Source organism: Zunongwangia mangrovi (assembly GCF_900112105.1).
GTDB lineage: Bacteria > Bacteroidota > Bacteroidia > Flavobacteriales > Flavobacteriaceae > Zunongwangia > Zunongwangia mangrovi.
Genome location: NZ_FOKV01000004.1, coordinates 261,401 through 285,811, shown reverse-complemented (window position 1 = coordinate 285,811; position 24,411 = coordinate 261,401). Strand labels below are relative to the sequence as shown.

At 38.7% G+C, this 24,411-nt stretch carries 12 protein-coding genes; all 12 read left to right on the top strand.

The window, feature by feature from the left end; all coding sequences use genetic code 11:
* Positions 1–69 precede the first annotated feature (69 nt).
* The 12 genes from BM201_RS11570 to BM201_RS11515 all read left to right on the top strand — a co-directional run bounded on the left by BM201_RS11570 (position 70) and on the right by BM201_RS11515 (position 24,401).
* On the top strand, positions 70–1,203 hold the full coding sequence (locus tag BM201_RS11570) for a glycoside hydrolase family protein (RefSeq protein ID WP_092542787.1): 1,134 nt from the start codon (positions 70–72) through the stop codon (positions 1,201–1,203).
* Positions 1,204–1,216: 13 nt separating this feature from the next.
* Positions 1,217–4,477: a glycoside hydrolase family 2 TIM barrel-domain containing protein gene (locus BM201_RS11565; RefSeq protein ID WP_245758626.1), complete on the top strand. Its 3,261-nt coding sequence runs from the start codon at positions 1,217–1,219 to the stop codon at positions 4,475–4,477.
* Positions 4,477–7,878 (top strand): glycosyl hydrolase, encoded by a 3,402-nt coding sequence (locus BM201_RS11560; RefSeq protein WP_092542783.1) that lies wholly within the window; start codon positions 4,477–4,479, stop codon positions 7,876–7,878. The genes BM201_RS11565 and BM201_RS11560 overlap by 1 nt, the downstream gene beginning before the upstream one ends.
* Before the next feature lie 72 nt (positions 7,879–7,950).
* Positions 7,951–9,195 carry a ribulose-bisphosphate carboxylase large subunit family protein gene (locus tag BM201_RS11555; RefSeq protein ID WP_092542781.1) on the top strand — a complete coding sequence of 415 codons (1,245 nt, stop codon included), beginning with the start codon at positions 7,951–7,953 and terminating at the stop codon, positions 9,193–9,195.
* Positions 9,195–10,583, top strand: coding sequence for a four-carbon acid sugar kinase family protein (locus BM201_RS11550; RefSeq protein WP_092542779.1), 1,389 nt, complete (start codon positions 9,195–9,197; stop codon positions 10,581–10,583). Before BM201_RS11555 ends, BM201_RS11550 begins: the two co-directional genes overlap by 1 nt.
* 14 nt (positions 10,584–10,597) lie before the next feature.
* The gene (locus BM201_RS11545; RefSeq protein ID WP_092542777.1) at positions 10,598–11,260 is read left to right on the top strand and encodes an aspartate/glutamate racemase family protein; all 663 of its coding nucleotides are present in this window, start codon (positions 10,598–10,600) and stop codon (positions 11,258–11,260) included.
* Between the two features lies 1 nt (position 11,261).
* On the top strand, positions 11,262–12,557 hold the full coding sequence (locus BM201_RS11540; protein ID WP_092542775.1) for a bile acid:sodium symporter family protein: 1,296 nt from the start codon (positions 11,262–11,264) through the stop codon (positions 12,555–12,557).
* 68 nt (positions 12,558–12,625) lie between these two features.
* Positions 12,626–14,044 carry a sialate O-acetylesterase gene (locus BM201_RS11535; protein ID WP_092542881.1) on the top strand — a complete coding sequence of 473 codons (1,419 nt, stop codon included), beginning with the start codon at positions 12,626–12,628 and terminating at the stop codon, positions 14,042–14,044.
* A gap of 9 nt (positions 14,045–14,053) precedes the next feature.
* Positions 14,054–16,384: a DUF5703 domain-containing protein gene (locus BM201_RS11530; RefSeq protein WP_092542773.1), complete on the top strand. Its 2,331-nt coding sequence runs from the start codon at positions 14,054–14,056 to the stop codon at positions 16,382–16,384.
* A gap of 10 nt (positions 16,385–16,394) precedes the next feature.
* The gene (locus BM201_RS11525; RefSeq protein WP_092542771.1) at positions 16,395–18,857 is read left to right on the top strand and encodes a pectate lyase family protein; all 2,463 of its coding nucleotides are present in this window, start codon (positions 16,395–16,397) and stop codon (positions 18,855–18,857) included.
* A gap of 9 nt (positions 18,858–18,866) precedes the next feature.
* The gene (locus tag BM201_RS11520; RefSeq protein WP_092542769.1) at positions 18,867–20,888 is read left to right on the top strand and encodes an aceric acid hydrolase; all 2,022 of its coding nucleotides are present in this window, start codon (positions 18,867–18,869) and stop codon (positions 20,886–20,888) included.
* Between the two features lie 306 nt (positions 20,889–21,194).
* Positions 21,195–24,401: a SusC/RagA family TonB-linked outer membrane protein gene (locus tag BM201_RS11515; RefSeq protein WP_092542767.1), complete on the top strand. Its 3,207-nt coding sequence runs from the start codon at positions 21,195–21,197 to the stop codon at positions 24,399–24,401.
* Positions 24,402–24,411 lie beyond the last annotated feature (10 nt).

Genomic DNA, 24,411 nt, shown 5'->3' with positions numbered 1-24,411 from the left:
AGGATAGCAGGAAGTTTCAATCCTCCTATATTGCAATTACTTCTTAATTATAGTTTAATTTATATGTAAATGAAAAATTACTACTTAAAATTTTTATTTATAACAGTGATAGCTTCAATTGTAGCCTGCGCTTCAAAATCTGAGGATAAAAAGTATAAGAAAAGAGAAATTACCGATGCTGTAATGGAAGAAATATATAATGAAATTAAAACTCCTTTTAAATACGGTTTGGTAATGGTTCCTGAAGATAATTCTTACAAAATGGATTGTCCAAGTGTTTATCAAATAAAAGATGTTTGGTACATGACTTATCTTATATATGATGGAAGGGGATACGAAACTTGGATGGCTAAAAGTAAAAACTTGTTGGATTGGGAGCATTTAGGGAAAGTCATGTCTTTCTCTAACGATACAACTCAATGGGATAGAAATCAAAAAGCTGGCTATATAGCACTTCAGGATCCAACATGGGGAGGAAGCTATAAATGGGAGACCTACGATAACAAATATTGGATGAGTTATTTTGGGGGAGATAGTGAAGGCTATGAAGCAGGAACTTTATCTCTCGGAATGGCCTATACAGAAAAAGTTCCAGATGGGCCCATCGAATTTCAAAGACTTCCTGATCCAATATTAACTCCAAATGATGAAGATGTAAGATGGTATGACAACAGTACTATGTATAAGGAAACTATTATTCGCGATTTTCAGGGAGAGACCAATCATGATTTTATTATGTATTACAATGCTCGTGGAGACAGCATCAATCCTGGACGAGGAGCAGAGCGAATAGCTATGGCGGTATCAAATGATATGAAAAATTGGAAGCGATACGGTGATAAACCACTTATAAACCACCATACTGGAATTTCTGGAGATCCTTATATTCAGAGAATTAATGATACCTGGGTTATGTTCTATTTTGGAGCATTTTGGAAAGAAGGAGCCTTTAATAGATTTGCGGTATCAAATGATCTAATTAACTGGAAAGACTGGGATGGAGAAGATCTAATTGCTCCCTCTGAGCCATATGATGAATCTTTTGCACATAAATCTTTTGTAGTAAAACATGATGGTGTTGTTTATCATTTCTATTGTGCAGTTAATAAGCCATTTCAGCGAGGTATTGCTGTAGCAACCTCAAAAGATTTAGGTAAAAGTGATATTCATTTTGTAGCCCCAAATGAAAAGAAAAAAGATTAAAAATTTTTACTGTTTGCTTTTAGTCTGTACGTGTTTGCCAATTTTTGGGCAAACCGTTACAGGCGAAAAAGCAGGAATTCCAAAGTCACCTGAAATTCATCAGTATAATCCTTGGGAAAATCCATTAATTACGAGTATAAATAGGGAACCTGCACGTGCTACAGCATATTCCTATACTTCAATTGCAGATGCCTTGGATGGGAACCGTGAAAAAAGTAGATTTAAATCGCTAAATGGATTATGGGACTTTAAATATTCTCTTAATCTACAGCAAGCACCTAAAGATTTTTATGAATCTGAAGTAGAAGCTTGGGATAAAATTGAAGTACCTTCTAATTGGGAACTAAAGGGATATGATATACCTATTTATAAAAGTGCAGTATACCCATTCAGACCCATAAATCCACCTGTTGTTCCAAAGGATACTAATGGGGTGGGATCTTATCAAAAAAAATTCATACTTCCTATTGGTTGGAAAGACCAAAATGTAACACTTCATTTTGGAGCTGTGAGTTCAGCATTCAAAGTCTGGTTAAATGGTGATTTTCTAGGATATGGGCAGGATAGTTTTCTGCCTTCAGAATTTAATATCACGCCATATTTGAAGAATGGTGAAAATGTACTTTCTGTGCAGGTTTTACGCTGGAGCGATGGTTCTTATCTGGAAGATCAGGACCATTGGAGACTAAGCGGAATACAACGGGAAGTATTTCTTATGGCCGAACCCAAATTGCATATCGAGGATTTCTTTTTTCAGGGAAAACTGGATAAAAATTATGAAAACGCGCTGTTTCAGTTAAGACCGGAAGTTGAAAATTTGACCGGGGATACGATTAAAGATCACCGTTTGGAAGTTCAGTTATATGATGCTGAAAATAAACCGGTTTTTGAAAAGGTTTTGGATACAGCCGTTTCAGAAGTTATCAATGAAAGCTATCCGCGGTTGGACAATGTAAGATTTGGCTTCTTTGAGAAGATGATTCAGGATCCCAAAAAATGGAGTGCTGAGGTTCCAAATTTGTACACCATGCTGCTTATTTTGAAAGATGGCGAAGGAAATGTTACTGAAGTAAAATCCTCGAAAATTGGCTTTCGTTCCATCGAATTTTCCGAAAAGAATAGTAAGTTGTTAATCAATGGAAGAGAAACATATGTTTATGGTGTGAATCGTCATGATCATCATCCTACAAAAGGCAAGGCTATGAGTCGAGCAGATATGGAAGCTGATATTCGAACGATTAAAAAGTTCAATTTTAATTTAATTAGAACAAGTCATTATCCCAATGATCCATATATCTATGATTTATGTGATAAATATGGTTTGATGGTGATGGATGAAGCCAATCTCGAGACACATGGTATTGGTGGTAAATTGAGCAATGATCCTGAGTGGAACCATGCATATATGGAAAGAATGACAAGAATGATTGAACGTGATAAAAATCATCCTAGTATCATATTCTGGAGCTTAGGAAATGAAGCCGGTACAGGGCCCAATCATGCAACGATGGCGGCGTGGACTCATGATTTCGATATTACCAGGCCGGTACATTATGAGCCGGCACAGGGTGATCCACGGCTAGAAGGTTATTTAGATCCTCTTGATGAAGGTTATCCTTCAACAGGAGATCACTCACATCGATTTGAAAATCCTAAAGACAAACCTTATGTAGATATTGTTAGTCGCTTTTATCCCGGTGTATTCACCCCGAAATTTCTTGTAGATAAACAGGCCGATGACAGACCAATAATTTTCGTAGAATATTCTCATTCCATGGGAAATTCGACCGGTAATTTAAAGGAATTATGGGAAGAGTTTCGATCCCTGCCCAGAGTTATTGGTGGTTGCATCTGGGATTATAAAGATCAGGGACTCGTAAAAACCGATGAAGAAACTGGTAAAGAATTTTATGCTTATGGTGGAGATTTTGGAGAAAAACTTCATGATGGAAACTTCAATGTTAACGGAATAGTAGCCTCAGATGGACGGCCAAAATCGGCCATGTTTGAAAATAAATGGGTATATCAACCAGCAGCTAGTAAGTTAATCAACGAAAATACCTTACAAATTAAGAATCGAAATTCGGTGCAGAATCTATCGGTTTACGATTTGGTTTTGATTTTGCTGAAAGACGGAAAGCTAGAAAAGCAAAAAACCCTGGATAAGCTGAATGTCGCTGCCGGAGATAGTACTAAAGTGAACATTCGTTCATTTTTGCCGAAACTGGAAAAAGACGCCGAATATTTGCTGAATTTGGAATTCAGGTTAAAGGAAAGCAAACCATGGACTGAAAAGGGATATGTTATCGCTGCAGATCAGTTTGTGATCCAGAAAAAACCGGAAGTGGTTATAGATTCAAAAGGGAATTCTGATGTGGATATTTCCGAAGATTCTGATAAAGTCATCGTAAGATCTCCAGTTTTCAAGGTTGAATTTGAAAAAAATAACGGAGCCTTATCTTCTTATGTTGTAAATGGCGAGGAGCAGGTTTTTGCACCACTTTTGCCGAATTTTGTTAGACCCTTAACCGATAATGATCGTAAAGGCTGGAAACCCAATAAGGTTCTAAAACAATGGTATGAAAATGAGCCGAAACTTACCAATTTCAAGGTTGATGATTCAAACAATAAAATTACCATAAAGAGCAGCTATGAACTTATAAAGGACAGTGCTTCGGTTGTGGTTAATTATTCAGTTTTACCGCAGGGAATGATCAAGATAGATTACCAATTAAAAGCTTCTGAAGATTTGCCAAATATTCCGAAGGTGGGCATGCAAATGGGTGTTCAGGAGAAATTTGATCAGGTAAACTGGTATGGTAAAGGGCCTTTGGAAAATTATATTGATAGAAATCATGGTTTTACTATAGGTAAGTATTCAGAAAAGCTGGAAAACTTTATTGAACCTTATGTAATGCCGCAGGAAAACGGAAACCGAACCCAGGTGCGCTGGATGGCCCTAACCAATCCAAATAAAGAAAACGGATTTCTGGTAGTATCCCAGGAAAAACCTCTAAGTATGAGTGCCTGGCCTTACACCCAAAAAAATCTGGATGAGGCCCAACATACAACAGATTTGAAAAACCCTGGTTTCATTACCCTGAATATTGATCTTATCCAGATGGGAGTTGGTGGTAACGACTCCTGGTCTTCGGTTGGACAACCACTGGAAAAATACCAAGTTCCATCAAAAGACTATAATTACAGTTTTTATATTATTCCTTTTGGAAAGAAGGACAACCTTGAAAAAACATTAGAAAAAATAGGTTATTGATGATCAAAAAAGGCATCCTGTTCATATTATTTTTATTAGGAATTTTTAATGTTTCAGATTCATATGCTCAGCAAGATGATTTGGCCTATGAAAATTCTAAGCCTTGGGTGTACTGGTACTGGATGCATAGTGCCTATTCCAAAGAAGGTATTACAGCAGATCTCGAAGCGATGAAAGACGCCGGAATAGCCGGCGCTTATTTAATGACCATTAAAGGACCTACCGATCCTCCGTTGATCGACCCCCCGGTTTTACAATTAAGTCCTGAATTCTGGGAAATGGTTGGATTTGCCTTAAAAGAAGCCAATAGATTAGACCTTCAAATCGCCATGCATGCAGCAGATGGATTTGCTGTTGCTGGAGGACCCTGGATCGAGCCTGAACAATCCATGCAAAAGGTGGTTTATACTGATACCATTTTGAGCGGTGGTAAATATCTTAAACTGAAACTCGAACAGCCGGAATCCATTGAACATTATTATATGGATATCGCCACTTTCGCGATTCCGCAGCGATCTGATGAAACATCATCTGCCGGTAAATCTCCAAAAGTAACGTCTACAAAAGAGGATGTAGAGCTCAATTTTCTCACCAGTCAAACAAAAAACGATGAATTCAAACTTTCGGAAAAGGGATGGGTTCAGTATGAGTTTGATGAGCCTTTTTTATGTAAATCTATTAGAATCGAGACGAATGGCGTGAATTACCAGGCGCACAGGTTAAAGATTCTAGTAAGTGACGATGGTGAGAAATTCAAAGAATTGGGAAGGCTTACCGCTCCCCGTCACGGCTGGCAGGATTGGGGAATTCCCTATACGCATAGTATTGAGCCGGTAAAAGCAAAATATTTCCGATTTGTATATGATCCTGAAGGTTCAGAACCGGGTTCTGAAGATCTGGATGCAGGGAAATGGAAACAATCCTTAAAGGTGAGCAAGATCATCCTCTCCAATCAGCCGAAAATTGGCAATTATGAAGGGAAATCTGGGTTGGTCTGGAGAATAAGCCCGGAAACAATGAATATTCAGAAAGAGGATTATATTTCACAAAAGGACATCATTAATATTTCTGAATATGTAGCTGAAAATGGAATTCTGGAATGGAAGGCTCCTGCCGGAAATTGGAAGATCATGCGCTTTGGGCATACGACCACGGGACAGGAAAATGAAACCGGGGGAGTAGGAAAAGGACTGGAAGTCGATAAATTCGATACAGAAGCCATTAAATTTCAGTTTCAGAAATGGTTTGGAAAATCTACTGAAATTGCTGGTGAAGACCTGGTTCCGGAAGTCTTGAGTATTCTGCATATCGACAGTTGGGAGGCTGGTAGCCAGAATTGGAGTCGTGTTTTTCGTGAAGAATTTAAAAAAAGAAGAGGATACGATATTGTTCAATTTTTACCGCTCATGGCTGGAATTCCCATCGAAAACGAAGAAACTTCAGAGCAGGTTCTTTATGATGTGCGCAAAACCATTTCAGATTTGATTGTAGATCATTTCTTCGGCACTATGAAGGCTGAAGCTGATAAGCTTGGAGTGAAATTTAGTTCAGAAAACGTTGCTCCAACGATGGTGAGCGATGCCCTAATGCATTTCAAGAATGTGGACTATCCGGGAGGTGAATTCTGGCTGAATAGCCCAACGCATGACAAACCGAACGATATGCTCGATGCTATTTCTGGTGGACACATCTATGGGAAAAATATCATCCAGGCTGAAGCTTTTACCCAGTTAAGAATGGATTGGAATGAGGATCCCCAGATGCTCAAAAGACTTGGGGATTTAAATTATGCTTTGGGGATCAATCGGTTTTTTTACCATGTATTCGTACATAATCCCTGGTTAGACAGGAAACCAGGAATGACCCTGGATAATATTGGTACATATATTCAGCGTGATCAGACCTGGTGGGAGCCCGGAGCAGCATGGATGGAATATTGCCGAAGAGTGCAATTTCAACTTCAGAAAGGAAAACCGGTGGTAGATCTAGCTGTATTTACCGGGGAAGAATTGCCTTCTCGTTCAGTATTGCCAGACCGATTATTACCCTTTATTCCTAACATTTTTGGAGATGAAAGGTTAGCCTCTGAACAACTCAGGCTTGAGAACGAAGGTCAGCCTACCTCAAAAATGCCAAAGGAGGTGACCTATTCAAAAAATATTACGGACATGACCCAATGGGTTAACTCGATGAATGGTTATAAATATGACTCTTTTAATCCAGATGTATTGCTGAATGATGCCCGGGTAGTTGATGGAAAAGTCCGGTTCAAGGGTGAGATTGATTATAAAGCATTGTTATTTCCGGGAACCAGAAATATGTCTCCAAACTCGATGATTTCTACGGAAGTAGCTAAAAAAATACTTCAGCTTATTGAAAATGGAGCCACAGTATTCGTTGCTGGAAAACCTGTGCGAATTACAGGATTTTCGACGAATGCAGATAAGCAGGAATGGCAGGAAATAACCGATAAAATATGGTCTGGATTTAATCCAGGCTTAACTGCAGAAGAGACCAATTTCTGGAAGATCGGAAATGGTAAGGTCATCCAGTTGCCCTATATGGGCAAGGATTTTTCTGAAGTTGGGGTTGAACCAGATGTCTTGCTACCCGATCTGGAGCTTTCAGAGGCGGGAAAATTAGCCTGGAATCATAGAAGTTCCGAAATTGAAGAGATTTACTTTTTATCAAATCAGTCTGGTGAAGAATTTCAAACCATTGTTTCCTTCAGAACCACGGGTCGCGTTCCTTATCTATATGATCCGTTAATTGATGAAACCACAGCGATTCAAAGTTGGAAGGTTGAAAATGATCGTACGCTAATCCCTTTAAATTTCAGTAAAGATGGCGCACTGTTTATTATTTTCAGGGAAAAAACTGCGAATCGTACTATTGCCAAAGGTGACAACTGGAGCAGTTTTGAATCAATTAAAACTTTGAGTGAAGACTGGGAACTAAAATTTTATGAAGCCTATCACGGACCTTCAGAGGTACAGGAAATTAATCAACTTTTTGACTGGTCAAATTCAGAAAACAAGAAAATTAAGTATTACTCGGGAACATCAACGTACACCAAGACCTTTAAATTTAAAGGAGAAACTGAAAATATTTGGCTTGACCTTGGTGAGTTTTCAGATATTGCTGAAGTCGTCCTAAATGGGAAAAATGTCGGTGTGATTTGGACGTTTCCGCATCGCATTGATATTTCCGAAGCACTTAAAAATGGAAAAAATACGTTGGAAGTAAAAATTAGCAATACCTGGGCGAATCGGTTAATAGGAGATCATTTGTTACCGGAGAAAGAAAGGCTTACCTGGAGAATGGCAGATTTCCGACTTAGTGAAGAAGAGTTAAATTCATCTGGATTATTGGGGCCAGTAATTCTCAAAAAAAGACGCTAGTACCTGAAAGAACAGGATGCGAATTCATTTGATTTAAAGGAAATTTAGTCTTAGCCTAAATTTTCTTAATAAATGGATAGAATTACCGCGCATTATTTAATTGAAACACCTTATGATCTTGCTGATGCGGCGGCGGTGCTTGCAGGAGAACAATCCAGTGGTACCTTTGTTTCGGTCCCTGGGGAAACCGAGGAACTGAAAAAACGCTTTGCTGCCAGGGTTGAAAATATTGAAGTGTTAGAAACTGTTGAAAACCCCAGTATTCCTGGTGATGTTTATAATTCAGAATTCAAACGGGCTAAGGTGAGCGTATCTTGGTCTATTGGTAATTTTCAGGACAACATTCCTACGTTAATTTCCACATTACAGGGAAATCTATACGAATTACGACAATTTACAGGTCTAAAACTGGACGACTTTGAATTGCCCACATGGTACGAGGGTAAATTCAAAGGGCCGGCTTTTGGCGCAGAGGACACGAAAGTTTTGGCTGATGTGAAACCAGGGAGGCCTATGATAGGTACGATCATAAAGCCTAGCATAGGAATGTCTCCGGAAGAAACCGCAAAACTGGTAAAAGATTTAATAGAAGCTGGGATCGATTTCATAAAAGATGATGAATTAATGACCTCTTCTTCTAATTCTCCATTTAAAAAGCGGGTAGAGCTGATCATGAGGGAAGTCAATCATTTTCAGCAGAAGACCGGCAAGAAAGTGATGTATGCATTCAATATTTCCGGAGACTTGGATACGCTGAAAAAAAATTACGATACGATACTCAAACACAAAGGTACCTGTGCAATTCTAAGTATAAACAGTGTGGGCTGGAGCGGAGTAAAAGAAATTGCCGATCGCGGTCAGCTTTCCATTCACGGACATAGAAATGGTTGGGGCATGCTCAATCGGCATCCTTTGCTGGGGATCAATTTTCCCGCTTATGCAAAGCTTTGGAGGCTTGCCGGAGTCGATCAGCTTCACGTGAATGGTATTCGCAATAAATTCTGGGAGTCAGATGAATCGGTCATACGATCCATAAAATCGTGTAGTACGACATTTCTAGATCATAAAAAGCTGCTTCCCGTGGTTTCTTCGGGACAATGGGGAGGACAGGCTTTTGATACCTACAAATTTACCAATACCACAGATTTGCTATATATGGCCGGTGGCGGGATTATGGCCCATCCATCAGGGCCAACCGGAGGCGTTAAAGCTTTAAAACAAGCCTGGGAAGGGGCGGTGAATGGAAAAACTCTTGAAGAAACAGCAAAAGAGCATAAGGAATTTCGAGAATCTGTAGAAAAGTTTGGAGGTAAATAATGGCCAGAAATAAAGAACTTTTATTAGTTTTTTACGGTGATGATTTTACCGGTTCTACTGATGCACTTGAGTTTATGACCAGGGCAGGCGCCAAAACCATGCTTTTTATGGAACCGCCTTCAAAGGAACTATTGGCAAATTTTAAAGATCTGGATGCCATTGGAATTGCAGGAATGACTCGCTCGATGGATCCTGAAGAAATGTCTGAAACACTCCGGCGCGATTTTCAGAAAATTACAGAGTTGAATCCGCGCCATGTTCATTATAAAGTATGTTCTACTTTTGATAGTTCCCCGGAAATCGGAAATATTGGAGTTGCGATTAAAGCAGGTTTTGAGCAATTCGGTAACCGTTTTGTACCTATACTCGTTGCTGCGCCACATTTGGGCAGGTATATGGCTTTTGGAAACCTGTTCGCTCAAATGGGCATCGGAAGTAAGGGGGCAGTTTATCGAATAGATCAGCATCCCTCCATGTCTAAACATCCCGTGACTCCGGCTAAAGAAGGAGATCTTCGTGATCACCTGTCCTTACAATGCGATTATAAATCTGGATTGATAAATGTGCTGGACCTGCAGCTGCCTGTGAACGAACTTCAGCAGAAATTAGCGAAACTTTCAGCAGAAAATGAGGTGGTGTTTTTTGATGGCATTTACGATAGCCAGATGAAAATACTGGGCGATCTACTGGAGAACTCTATTGAAGCTAAAAAGCCATTTTTTACCGTAGGCTCCTCCGGAGTTGGCAAATCTCTAGGGGACCACTGGCAGGAAACAGGCCAGCTTTCAGAAAAGAAGAACTGGGAAGAACTGGCGGAAAGCAAACCGGTTTTGGTGCTTTCCGGAAGCGTAAGCCCGGTAACAGCAGAACAGATCGAATACGCTCTCGAAAATGGTTTTTCTGAAGTGGAAATTGAGCCGGAGTCTCTCTTCGGAAAAACGGAAGAATTTATCCAAAAATATGCAGATCACGCCATTCAGCTTTTGAATGAAGGTAAAAGTGTCATTTTTCATACTTCAATTGGTCCTGATGATCCAAGGCTTCAGAAGACAAAAATGATTACAGAAGAAATAGGCTGGAATTCTGTCCAGGCGCGAAAGGAACTACCAAAACGTTTTGGAGCGATCCTGGGGCAAACAGCAAAAAAGGTATTTTCAGAAAAGCAGTTGAAAAGGCTTATCATCGCTGGAGGAGACACCTCTAGTTATACGGCAAGAGAACTGGGTATTTCGGCTGTGGAAATGATCGTGCCTCTATACAAAGGCGCACCGCTTTGCAGGGTTCATTCTGAAAACGCTTCCATACACCAAATGGAAATTAATCTGAAAGGCGGGCAGGTAGGCAGCAGCGCTTATTTTGTCAATTTACAGAAAGGAAAATTAGAATAATTAAAGTGAACAATATGAGTAAGAAATTAGCATTGATCCATACTTCGGCTACGCTGGTGCCGATTTTCCAGGATCTCGTTGATAAATATTTAAAGAATAAGGATATCAAGGTTTTCAATATCGTAGATGATAGCCTGATCAAAAATACCATTGAACGCAATGAACTCACTCCAGATACTTCGCGACGCGTGGTGAATTATGTTGGTTCTGCGGAAGAAGCCGGTGCCGATTATATCATGGTTACATGTTCCTCCATTGGTGCCGCGGTAGAATCTTCGGAATCGCTAACGTCTGTCCCGGTTTTACGAGTAGATCGACCTATGGCTGATAAAGCCGTCGCAGAAGGGACTAAAATTGGGGTAGTAGCGACGCTGCCTACAACCCTTGAACCTACCAGCGATCTTGTTAGAAGACGCGCCCTGGCAGCCGGAAAAGAAATTGAATTAACCTCGAAACTCTGTGAAGGCGCGTTTGAAGCCTTAATGGGAGGGAACCCTGAAGAACATGATCAAAAAGTAGCGGCAGCATTAAAAGAGCTTGCTGAAAAAGTGGATGTCATTCTTCTGGCGCAGGCTTCCATGGCGAGAGTTGTAGACCAGCTGGACGAAGCTGATAAGAAAGTTCCTATCCTGGCCAGCCCGCCGGTAGCGATGGAATATCTGGCAAGCATCTTATAAGATGAAGCAATTGTACCGGTATGCGTTATGGATAGGAATTACAGCCTTGGCCTTGATTTTAATAATCTGGGCCATGGGTATTTTGAACTTTATTCCGCCATTGGCCGTACTGGCTGCAGTAAGTATCGCTTTAGGTTTTGGTGCTTTAAAAACACTGAGGACATACCAGTATACCGCGTGGATACTGGTCGCGATTCTCTGCGGAATGCTGTATCCTTCTGCTTTTTTAAGCTGGGGTGATCTTGATTTACGCAACCCCTGGCTTATTCTGATCATTGTGCAAATGGTTATGTTTGGAATGGGAACGCAAATGAGCCTGAAAGATTTTTCGGGTTTGCGAACCATGGGAAAAGGGGTTTTAATTGGACTGATTTGCCAGTTTACCATTATGCCCATAATTGGTTTTTTACTCACCAAAGTTTTTGACTTTGAACCCGAAATCGCTGCCGGAGTGATCCTTATTGGTTCCTGTTCCAGCGGTTTGGCTTCTAACGTCATGGTTTACCTGGCCAAGGCCAATCTAACCTTATCGATTACCCTCACTGCAATGGCAACGCTGGTTGCTCCGTTAATGACAACTTTTCTGATGAAAATGCTGGCCGGCACCTATGTAGAGATCAATTTTCTGGATATGTGTTTCCAGATCATAAAAATTGTTCTGGTACCCATTGGCGCTGCCCTTATATTTGACGGAATGCGAAAGGATTTCGGAAGTTTTAGAAAAGTGATCAATTCTATTTCTGTTCTTTCGATAATCTGGTTGCTGGGAATGCTTTTTGGTTTATGGAGTTATTTTTCTTCTACGTTTTCAGAACAAACCATGGAAGTGATCGCTCTGATAAACTTTCTTTTTGGAGCGATGTTATTCGGAAACGTTTATTACCGAATTTTTAAGATCATTCCGAATATTCAGAATGTTATGCCGTTGATCTCTATGTTCGGGATCATTTATTTTACCACGGTGACAACGGCCGCCAGCCGAGACAATTTACTGGCGATTGGCTTGTTTTTATTACTGGCCTCCATTATCCATAATACGTTGGGGTATACTTTGGGTTACTGGCTCAGTCGCCTATTAGAACTAGATAAGGATTCTTCTCGCACCATAGCATTGGAGGTAGGTATGCAAAATGGAGGAATGGCTTCCGGGTTGGCGGGGGTCATGGGCAAACTGGCTACCCTCGGTTTAGCCGCTGCGGTGTTTAGTCCGTGGATGAATATTTCCGGGTCTCTTTTGGCCAATTACTGGCGAAAAAGGCCAGTTAATAGGATGAAGAAAGACACCACTGGCAAGTAGGTGCAGGATGGTTTGGCGTTGTTTATTCTTAAATTTAGGTCATCTTATCCTTCAGTCTAATGAGATTTTTGAAAACAATACTTATTTGCGTCTTCCTGTTTCTTGGTTTCCAGGTAACTGCACAAATTGAATTGCCAGCCTTATTTTCAGATAATATGATCCTTCAGCAACAAACGGTAGTACCGGTTTGGGGATGGGGGCAGAAAAATTCAGAATATACGATTGAAACTTCCTGGAATAAGAAATCTTTTCGGGTAAAAAGTGATCAACAAGGAAAATGGAAAACCCGAATCGAAACTCCTGAAACCGGAGGCCCTTTTACGATGACCGTTTCAAACGATAATGATCAAACAACCTTAGAAAATATAATGATCGGTGAGGTGTGGTTGTGTTCCGGGCAATCCAATATGGAGATGCCCTTAAAAGGCTTTCCCGGGCAACCTGTAGCAGGCGGAAATGAAGAAATTGTTCGTTCCAGGAATAAGAACATCAGGCTTATTACCATTCCAAGGGATTCAAAAGTGACGCCGAAGAATGATTTTGATGGCGGCTGGCAGGAGGCATCGCCGGAATATGTTTCAGATTTTAGTGCGACAGCATGGTATTTTGGATCATTGCTGAATGACGCGCTAGACGTTCCTGTAGGCCTTATTCATGTATCCTATGGAGGGTCGAATGTGGAGGCCTGGATGAGCGAGGAAATGCTCAAGGATTTTGATAGTATTTCTGTTCCGCAAAAAAAGGAAGATATCGGTGAGCCAAACAGGACCGCAACCGCCTTATATAATGGAATGCTTTCTCCTGTGATTGGATACGGAATCAAAGGCACGATCTGGTACCAGGGAGAATCGAATTATGACCGGCCTTTTCAGTACAAACATTTATTTAAAAAAATGGTTTCTGAATGGAGAAGAGAATGGAAGCAGGGAGAATTCCCTTTCTATTTCGCGCAAATTGCACCCTTCGATTACAGTGTTTTTACACCAGATACCATGGTGGAGAAATATAACTCGGCCTACGTAAGAGAAGCACAATTACAGGCTTCCAAAGAAATTCCAAATTCGGGAATCACCATTCTTACCGATGTTGGGGAGAGAGATAATATTCACCCGGCACAAAAGAAAAAAGGCGGGGAAAGACTGGCTTATCTGGCGTTGGCAAAAACCTACGGACTAAAAGGATTTGAGTATGAAAGTCCGGAATTCAATGCGCTGGAAATTAAAGACAATACGGTAATCGTATCCTTTAATAATGTACCTAATGGAATTACATCTCGAGGCAAAAAGGTGACGGGGTTCGAAATTGCCGGTAAAAACAAGGTGTTTCATAAAGCTGAAGCTGAGGTAAGAAGAAAATCGGTGGTATTATCCTCTTCAGAAGTTAAAGATCCGGTGGCGGTAAGATATCTTTTTGATGATTATGTTGAAGCACAATTATGGAGTACAGGCGGACTACCGATTTCCTCCTTCAGAACCGATGACTGGTAAAATAGAGATTTGAAAAATAACATTGTTGTCATATTTCTTTTAGCCTGTATCTTAGGGCAGGCGCAAATCCCAAAATTAGAGGATTACCATCCTGTTTGGGCCTCACAGAGTAAAAATAGTTCTGAATCCATGCCTGTTGGAGGGGGTGACATTGGGATGAATGTGTGGGTTGAAAACGGCAATATTTATGCTTATTTCTCTCGAAGCGGCACTTTTGATGAGCATAATACTTTTTTAAAACTGGGCAGGTTGAAACTGGAACTAGACCCTAATCCCTTTGCGAATTCTGAAGGTTTTAAACAGGAATTAAAACTGAATGATGGTTATATCCTCATTAGCCAGAATGAAACGAAAGTCAAGGTGTGGGTAGACGTTTTCAACCCAGTAATTCATGTAAATATTGAAAGTTCAGAGAAAATTACGGCTACGGCTTCTTATGAAAACTGGCGGTATCAAGATCGCGAGGTAAAGGGACGAGCAAATAACGCCAATTCCTATAAATGGGCTCCGCAGGGAAACATTATCACTTATGCCGATTCCATACAATTTAAGGACGAAGGTGTGATTTTTTACCATCGAAACCGTGATACCACGGTTTTTGATGTTTCCGTGAAGCAGCAGAAGATGGAAGCGGTCAAGGATGAAATGATCAATCCTTTGAAGAATCTAACCTTTGGTGGATTAATGCTTGGTGAAAACTTTGAACCTGCGGGCACGTATAACGGAATTTACCAGGATACAGATTTTAAGGCCTATCGGTTAAAAAGTAACGAACAGGCGAAAAAACACCAGCTTAAAATTCAGTTGTATACTGCTCAAACCGAAAATATCGAAAACTGGAAAAATTCTTTATTCCATTCGGTTGAGGATTATAAAGGAGAGCATTCCAAGGCCGAGAAAAAATCGAAGAATTGGTGGAATGATTTCTGGAATCGTAGCTTTATTTATGTTCAGAAGAATAATTCAAAAGAAAAAGATTCGGTTTATCAAATAGGTCAGAATTATCAGTTATTTCGGTATATGTTGGGATGTAATGCTTATGGAGAATACCCCACCAAATTCAATGGCGGACTATTCACTTACGATCCGGTTTTTGTTGATTCAGCTTACACCTTTACACCAGATTTTAGGAATTGGGGTGGTGGCACCATGACGGCGCAAAATCAGCGTCTGGTTTATTTTCCCATGCTGAAAAGTGGGGATTTTGATATGATGCCTGCGCAATTCAAATTTTACCAGCGAATACTGAAGAATGCCGAATTACGTTCTGAAGTCTACTGGGATCATGAAGGTGCTTCCTTTACTGAACAAATCGAAAATTACGGATTACCAAATCCATCGGAATATAGCTGGAAGAGGCCTGAAAATTACGATCCGGGAATGCAGTATAACGCCTGGCTGGAGCATCAGTGGGATACCATTCTCGAGTTTTGCATGATGATGCTGGACCAGCATTATTATGCGGAAAAAGATATTTCAGAATACCTGCCGCTTGTGATTAGCAGCTTAAAATTCTTTGATGAACATTATCAATATCTCGCTGGAAAGAGAGGTAGCAAAAAACTGGATACTGAAGGGAATCTTGTGTTGTATCCGGGTTCCGCAGCAGAAACTTACAAAATGGCCTATAATGCGAATTCGACAATCGCCGGTTTACAGGTGGTTTCCGAAAAACTACTGGAGCTACCACCAAAATACCTAAAAGAAGAATGGCGAGTTTATTTAACGGAATTTCAGGATAGAATTCCGCCAATTAATTTCAGGGAAATCGATGGGGAAAAAGTAATAGCTCCTGCCAAAAGCTGGGAACGTATCAATAATACAGAAGTCCCGCAGCTCTATCCCGTTTTTCCTTGGGGAATTTATGGGTTGGGAAAACCGGGGTTGGAAATCGCTCTAAATACCTTTAATCTTGATCCTGATGCTAGAAAATTTAGAAGCCATGTAGGATGGAAGCAGGATAATATATTTGCCGCTCGTTTAGCATTAACTAATGAAGCAAAAAAATATACTAAGTTGAAATTAGCAAATTCCGGCCGAAGATTTCCGGCTTTTTGGGGCCCTGGGTTTGATTGGGTTCCAGACCACAATTGGGGAGGTTCAGGTATGATAGGTCTTCAAGAAATGTTATTGCAAACTGTTGATGGAAAACTTTTACTTTTCCCAGCCTGGCCTGAAAACTGGAATGTTCATTTTAAATTACATGCTTTAGACGGTGTTATTATAGAAGCCAAAGTAATAGATGGCGTTCCTGAAATAATTGAGATAATGCCGCAGAATAGGAAAAAAGATATAATAAATCTTTTTGGTTTATCCCCAAAAGAAAAAATCAAATTATAAATAAAATAAAATGAATTTTAAAGAATATAGACTCATTGGACTAGCTTCATTTTTCCTTTTAATTGGAATGAATTTTCAATGTAAATCACAGGAAGATTTTGAAAAAAGAAATTTTAAAACCTTAAAAGTTGATTTAGATTTTAACGGAAGGAGAATTAAGGAGATTAATGATCCTTTATATGAATCTTGGGTTATTGAAGAACAAAGAAAAGTAAATAAATCTTTTGGTGAAGTTAATATTGAATTCGAAGGTGATCTCAGTTCTAGTTGGTACAAATCTGGGATTCAAGCTCCTAATTACGCACAGTTGGTAAGTGATGGACTTGTCGCTGAAGGCAAATTAACAATGACTATTTCTGGTTTAGAGAACGGCGTACATTCATTACTTACTTTTCATAATACTTTTGACAGTCCGGAAGCAAATAGTTTTGCACCTGTCGATATTTATGTAAATGATAAAAAAGTGCGAAGTGTAGAACCTTCTAACCGAGTTGATGCAACCGTTAACGCTGCAATGGCTTATATAAAGTTCAATGTTGAGAATGAAAATGAAGTGCAAATTAGATTTGAAGCTAATAGCAATACAGGAATTAAAAATGATGTTACTGTTTTAAACGGATTTGAATTAGATGGCGAAAATATGATGAGCCAGGCACGAAGCCCCTTTCCTGAAAATACTGATGAGCATGTAGTAATCAATGATAATTTAGTATTGAATTGGGAATCCCCTAGAGGAATTAAATCTCATAATTTATTTTTTGGAACAAAAAAAGATAAAGTTCTAAGCGCTACTGAAAATTCTTTGGAGTTTAAAGGGAATTTTGATGATAACAGCTATGAAATATCTGATTTATATTCGATGCAAACTTATTATTGGAGAGTAGATGAAATTGATGAGAACGGAGATTTAACTAAGGGTGAAGTTTGGTCATTCAAGCCTGCACAATTAGCCTTTCCTGGAGCACAGGGATATGGAAGGTTTGCAATAGGTGGTCGAGGAGGAAAAGTAGTTGAAGTTACTAATTTAAATGATGATGGGAAAGGAAGTTTACGATATGCGGTTGAAAAAGTTAATGGTCCAAGAACGATTGTTTTTCATGTTTCTGGGAATATAGAATTAAAATCCCGGCTTGTAGTAAGCGATAGGTATGTAACCATTGCAGGACAAACAGCGCCTGGAAAAGGAATTACGATTTCCAGAGCTCCAATAGGCTTGACAGGGGATGATGGTATTCTACGATTTTTGCGAGTTAGAATTGGAGCGGGAAGGACTTATGATGGTATGGGTTTAACCGGAGCTAATCATAGTATCATTGATCATAGCTCTATTAGCTGGACAATAGATGAATCTTTTAGTTCTAGAGGGGCGCATAATATTACTTTACAGCGTACGTTGATTGCTGAAGCTTTAAATGTTGCCGATCATGGGAAATATGAAAAAGGTAAAATGCATGGTTATGCAGCAACCATTGGTGGGGATATTGGTAGCTTTCACCATAATCTTTTGGCTCACAATTATGGGCGAAATTGGAGTCTAGGTGGTGGATTAACTGGCAATGGTTATTATGCAGGTCGATTGGACATTCGAAACAATGTGGTTTATAACTGGGGACATAGAACTACAGATGGTGGAGCGCATGAAGTAAATTTTGTAAATAATTATTATAAACCAGGACCTTCAACAGATTTATTTTTCGCTTTAACAATGGATCATGAAGGAGTAGGTCTTGGTTCTCAAAAGGCATATTTTAATGGTAATTTGATGCCTGGGACATTTGGACTAGAGGATCAGGAAAAAGGAAGACGTTCGAAAATTTCCAATAATGAAATTGTAGATTACAAAACATTTGTTGATGAACCATTTTTTCCTTCCTATGTAGAAACGCATTCAGCGACGATGGCATATAAAAGCGTACTATCTGATGTTGGTTCGAATTTACCTTTAGATGATCATGATCAAAGAATTATTCAGGAAACTATTGATAGCACGTATAAATATAAAGGTAGCATTAGTGGACTTGCCGGTATGATTGATACAGAAGAGGATGCTGGTGGATGGGAAAACTATCCTGAAGAAAGCAGACCTTCAGATTGGGATACTGATCATGATGGTTTACCAAATTGGTGGGAAACGGCAAAAAGCTTTAATGTAAATTCTGAACCCGGAGATTTTTCTGATGCGAATGCAGATAAAAATTTGGATGGTTTTACAGAATTAGAAAATTATATGAATTGGCTGGCAGCACCACATTATTTCTTGAGCCCAGACGAACAAGTAGAACTTTCAGCAGAAGAGCTTTTTAGAGGCTTTACTAATGCGCCGAAATATTCAGTAAAAGGTAATTCAGCTAAATTGAAAAATGACCGAATTATTATTACTTCCGAAGAAAAAGGATTTCATGAAGTTGAGGTAAAAGTAGTAGACGCAGATGGCGATTCGATGACTAGAAAAATAAATGTATTCATTAAATAATATAGAGAAATGAAGAGGGGATTAGTTGCAGCAATAGGTTTAGTTATTTTAGGCATTTCTTATGGCCAGGGACAGGGATTAACTGGTAATGAAAACAGTCCTTATGCGAAACTAAAAAGTGTAGGACTGGCTGATGTAAAATGGACGGATGGTTTCTGGAAAGAGCAGTTCGATGTAGAAACCGAGCATACCCTGCCTTATATGTGGAAATTGTATCATAATGAAGAGATTACACATGCGTATCGAAATTTTGAAATTGCAGCCGGAATTATGAAAGGAAAGCATGATGGACCTTCTTTCCATGATGGAGATTTTTATAAGGTTTTTGAAGGTATGGCAGCAACCTATGCGATTACTAAAAATGAAGATTTGAATAGGCAAATGGATGAAGCGATCGACATGATAGATAAAGCACAACGTGAAGATGGTTATATTCATACCCCTGTGGTTATTGAAGAGAAATGGGGAACTTTAGGAGAAGAATATCTTCAACAACAGTTGGGATTTGAGAAATATAATATGGGACACTTAATGACTGCAGCTTGTATTCATTACCGTGCTACTGGAAAGGAAAATTTTCTCGATATAGCTAAAGATGTAGCTAATTATTTATACGATTTCTATAAAAAAGCTTCGCCAGAATTAGCTAGAAACGCAATTTGTCCATCTCATTATATGGGAGTGGTAGAAATGTATAGAACCACTAAAGATCCGCGCTATCTTGAACTGGCTAATAATCTTATTGATATTAGGGGAAAAACTAAGGATGGAACAGACGATAATCAAGATAGAATACCTTTTCGAGAGCAAACTGTAGCGATGGGGCATGCGGTTAGAGCAAACTATCTTTATGCAGGGGTGGCGGATCTATATGCCGAAACAGGTGAAAAAAAATTATTAGAAAATTTAGAATTGATCTGGGACGATGTTACTAATAGGAAAATGTATATTACTGGTGCCTGCGGAGCTTTATATGATGGCGTTTCCCCAGATGGTACCGTTTACGATCCTCAACAAGTACAGAAAATTCATCAGGCTTACGGGAGACCCTACCAATTACCTAATGCTACTGCGCATAATGAAACATGTGCAAATATAGGCAATGTCTTATGGAATTGGAGAATGCTTCAAATTACCGGCGACGCTAAGTATACCGATATTTTAGAATTAGCACTGTATAATAGTGTTTTATCTGGAATAAGTTTGGAAGGAGAGGAGTTTTGTTATAATAATCCCCTAAATGTTTCTAAAGATTTGCCGTTCGAGCAAAGATGGGGTAGTGAAAGAAAAGGTTATATTTCTTTATCTAATTGTTGCCCTCCAAATGTAACAAGAACCCTTGCAGAAGTAAACAACTATGCTTATAGTTTATCAGATAGCGGTTTATATATCAATTTATACGGAAGCAATCATCTTGACACCAAAAATAGCAATGGCGATAGCATAATAATAAATCAGGTATCAAATTATCCATGGGACGGGAGAATTCAAATTACATTGAACGAGATGCCTGAAGAAAACTTTACTCTAAACCTTCGAATTCCAGGGTGGAGTGATAGTGCATCATTAACAATCAATGGTAAAGATTACGAGGGAGTGATTACTCCCAAGGCTTACCTGGAGATCAATAGAAAATGGAATAAAGGAGATGAAATTTTATTGAATTTACCCATGCCTGTTAAAAAAATGATTGCAAATCCATTAGTAGAATCAGTAAAGGGGCAAATAGCTATTAAAAGAGGGCCATTGGTTTATTGCTTAGAATCAAACGGGGAAAATTTATGCCATAGCGTTAATTCAATAAATTTAGAGTTAAATTCAAATTTTTTGAAGGAACAAATATCTATAAACGGACGAAATATTGTCGCAATAAAAGCAACGACCAAATGCTATGAGAGACAATGGGGGAATGATCTATATAGAACTTTGGAAGTCGAAAATTTTACTACCCAAGATATTACTCTTATACCTTATTTCGCATGGGGTAATCGAAACCATGAAGAAATGAGTGTTTGGTTGAATTATGAATGATCATACATTTTAGTTTGTTCTGAATACTAAAAATTCTATTATGTAGTACTATGAATTTAACATTCTATATTACCAGTTAAATTGATAAATTATTAAAAAAAAATACTGTTTAAAGTAATTTAAGCAGTATAGTGCAGGATAGGTTTCGGAATCCTTATAAATATCTTTGAGTTAAAGAAATCTGAAGTTTTTCGTAAAAAGCTTAAAAAACGTTAACGAACGAAGAATTTCTAATTTATACGAAAACGATTGAATTTATTAACTAACTAATTTCTAACAAGTATTAATAACAAAAAACTAATACCTATGAAACAAATAATTACAAAGGTATTTACTATTTTTCTTTGTCTTTTGGGCGGTCTTTTATATGCTCAGGATCTAGGAGATCAGAGAACAATATCTGGTGATGTAACCGATTCGAATGGGGAAATATTACCGGGAGTAAATGTGTTCGTTAAAGGCACTCAAAATGGAGTGGTAACAGATATGGAAGGACACTATACAATTAGAGCTTTTGGAAGAGATACTCTAGTCTTTTCTTTTATCGGAATGAAGAGTGTCGAACGCTATATTGGCGGAGAAAGTAATATCGATGTTGTTTTAGAAAATGATAATGAACAGCTTGACGACGTAGTAGTTGTAGGTTATGGAGAGCAAAAGAGGGAACATTTAACAGGTGCTGTTGAAACGGTTGATATGGAAGAAATAGAAGATCTTCCTGTGGGAAATCTTGCTACTGCTTTAAGAGGGAAATTGCCAGGTGTAAATATTTCAGGGGGATCTGTTCGACCAGGTCGAAAACCTACGTTAACTATTAGAAATCCTATCACGCTTTCTAAAGACGGTGGAAATAATCAACCGCTTTATATTATAGATGGCGTTTTACAAATTGACGCTCAAGGACTTAATGACAATACTTTATTTAATCAATTAGATCCATCAGAAATACAAAGTATAAGTATTTTGAAAGATGCAGCGGCAGCTGTATATGGTTCTAGAGGTGCTAATGGAGCAGTTGTAATCAAAACTAAAAGGGGGCAAGCCGGACCTCCACAATTTAGTTACAATGGTTCTTACGGTATAACTGATGAACAACAAAGAACAAAAATGCTTAGTGGTGCCGAATTTGCAAGATTTATAAACGAATTAAATGGTCCTTATGGTAACCCTAACGTAAGTAGAGAGGATAGTAATAGTGATAATTATTTTTTCTCTGATGATGAGATAGCCTATTTCGAGGATAACGAATATGATTGGCTGGACAGAGCGTGGTCTTCCGCCAGTACACAAAGACATTCTGTAAATGTAAATGGAGGAGCAGAAGGAGCAACCTATTTTGGAGGTGCTTCATATTACAAACAAACTGGAAATTTAGCAGAAGTAGATTATGATAAGTGGACGTTTCGAGCGGGAACAAGTGTGGATATAACAAGAGGCCTAAATGCCAATTTACAGGTTTCTGGAAATTTTTCTAATCGATCTTCCACTTTTAATAAAGTAAGTGGAGAAAATGAAGAAGATGATTATAATAATCTGCTTCGTGCGCCTGGATACGTTCCTCCTTATATAAATGGTTTACCTGTAAATATTCCGGGAGGAGGAGTAGGTGGTGATGGATATCACTATTTTGCTATTCAAAATTTAGATAACTATAAACGAGATCAGGATCAAACTTTAACATTCAATATGAATTTGGAGTACGAAGTGCCTTTTGTTGATGGTTTAGCTTTTAGAGCTACCTATGGTAGAAACATGGGAGCAGGAAAATATAGCCAACTAGGATCTGTTTATCAACTTTACAATTTTGAAACCACCGGAGAAAATGGCCATATTTATTTGCCAGATGCACAAGTGGTTGGAGACCCTATAGAAGTTGAAAATGGCGATCGTATTTTCTATCGAAATTCTGACAACTTTTCAGAACAATATAACTTTGTTGCAACATACAATAATACTTTTGGGAAGCACGCGATAGGAGGATTGGCCACTATTGAGCGAGGAGAAACTGAAGGTACACAACAACAAGTTTTGAGAGAAGAAGTTGCTGCAAATTCTAATGGCCAGTTTAATTCTGCCTTCGGAAATGTAGATGGTTATACATGGAAATATGAATCTGGTTCTTTATCATATGTGGGAAGATTAAATTATAGATACGATGATAAATACTTACTAGAACTTTTATATAGATCTGATGCTTCAACAAAATTTGCACCTGAGAATTACTGGGGTCATTTTTATTCGATCTCAGGAGGATGGATCATTTCTAAGGAAAACTTTTTTAATTCAGACGTATTCGATTTTCTTAAGATTAGATTCTCACATGGTAAGCTAGGGAAAGATGACACTAAAATGTGGGCATGGAGACAACGATATACTTTTCAATTAGCTCGAGGAGCTGTTTTTGGTGGAGATGCACCTAGATCTGATGGTTTCAAGATGGAATTATCACCTAATAGGGACGCAGTATGGAGTGACGATTACAAAAATAACTTAGGAATTGATATGCAATTCTTTGATAGAAGATTGAATGTTACTGTTGATGCTTTTTATAACCAGGGAAGAAATATGTTAATTGAAAGAACTGGTGCGGTACCCTTCTCTATCGGGGGAACAGTAGCTGCAGAAAACTATGGCGAAGTTAATTTTTGGGGAGGTGAATTTTCTGTTGGTTGGCAGGATAATATAGGCCAGGATTTTAGTTACGGTATTGATGTTAACAGCGGTTGGAGTACAAATAAAGTATTAGTAGGTAACTTCGATGAAACTTCGGTACTACCTTGGAATGCAAGTCAGGGTGAAATGTCTGAGGTTGGAACATGGGGATATGACTATTTAGGAATGTTTAAAGACCAGGCCGATATCGATGCTTATGTAGATCAATATAATATTCAACAGGTATTTGGAATCCCTGCAGAAAATTTACGTCCCGGGATGCTTTATTATCGTGATGTAAGAGGGGAGCATTTGGGAGATGGTGAATTTGCTGATCCAGATGGTATAATAAACGAAAATGACCGTGTAGAACTAGAAAGACCAAATTCAAGTTTTGGATTGGGATCTACGATTCGATTAAAATATAAGAATTTTAGTCTTCAGGCAACATTAGGAATGTCTTGGGGAGGTTTTGATGCTATAGACGCAAGAGATATAGATATTAATTCACAAATAGATCAGAGCTTTCAAAATGTACCAAAGATTTGGAACGACATCTATAATCCAGAAACTAATCCAAATGGAAGAATGCCTAACCCTTATTATTCCCAGATAAATGCAGTGGCATCAGAGTTTTGGAGAGTGAGTAGTTTTCGATTTACAATGCCTAACCTAAATATTGGTTATTCATTGTCTAAAGATGCTGCACAGAGTTTAAATTTATCAGCATTAAGTGTTAGACTTACTGCCCTTAATCCTATCAATTTCTACAACCCATATTCCTACAAAGGCGCTAATGGTTCGTGGTATGGTTATCCAGTTTTACGAACTTTTTCTTTAGGACTTAATATTAGACCGTAATAATTAAAAA

Bases quoted from the DNA above. Each gene is read 5' to 3' on its own strand.
- BM201_RS11570 (WP_092542787.1), top strand. From the start codon at position 70: ATGAAAAATTACTACTTAAAATTTTTATTTATAACAGTGATAGCTTCA.
- BM201_RS11560 (WP_092542783.1), top strand. From the start codon at position 4,477: ATGATCAAAAAAGGCATCCTGTTCATATTATTTTTATTAGGAATTTTT.
- BM201_RS11555 (WP_092542781.1), top strand. From the start codon at position 7,951: ATGGATAGAATTACCGCGCATTATTTAATTGAAACACCTTATGATCTT.
- BM201_RS11550 (WP_092542779.1), top strand. From the start codon at position 9,195: ATGGCCAGAAATAAAGAACTTTTATTAGTTTTTTACGGTGATGATTTT.
- BM201_RS11545 (WP_092542777.1), top strand. From the start codon at position 10,598: ATGAGTAAGAAATTAGCATTGATCCATACTTCGGCTACGCTGGTGCCG.
- BM201_RS11540 (WP_092542775.1), top strand. From the start codon at position 11,262: ATGAAGCAATTGTACCGGTATGCGTTATGGATAGGAATTACAGCCTTG.
- BM201_RS11525 (WP_092542771.1), top strand. From the start codon at position 16,395: ATGAATTTTAAAGAATATAGACTCATTGGACTAGCTTCATTTTTCCTT.
- BM201_RS11520 (WP_092542769.1), top strand. From the start codon at position 18,867: ATGAAGAGGGGATTAGTTGCAGCAATAGGTTTAGTTATTTTAGGCATT.
- BM201_RS11515 (WP_092542767.1), top strand. From the start codon at position 21,195: ATGAAACAAATAATTACAAAGGTATTTACTATTTTTCTTTGTCTTTTG.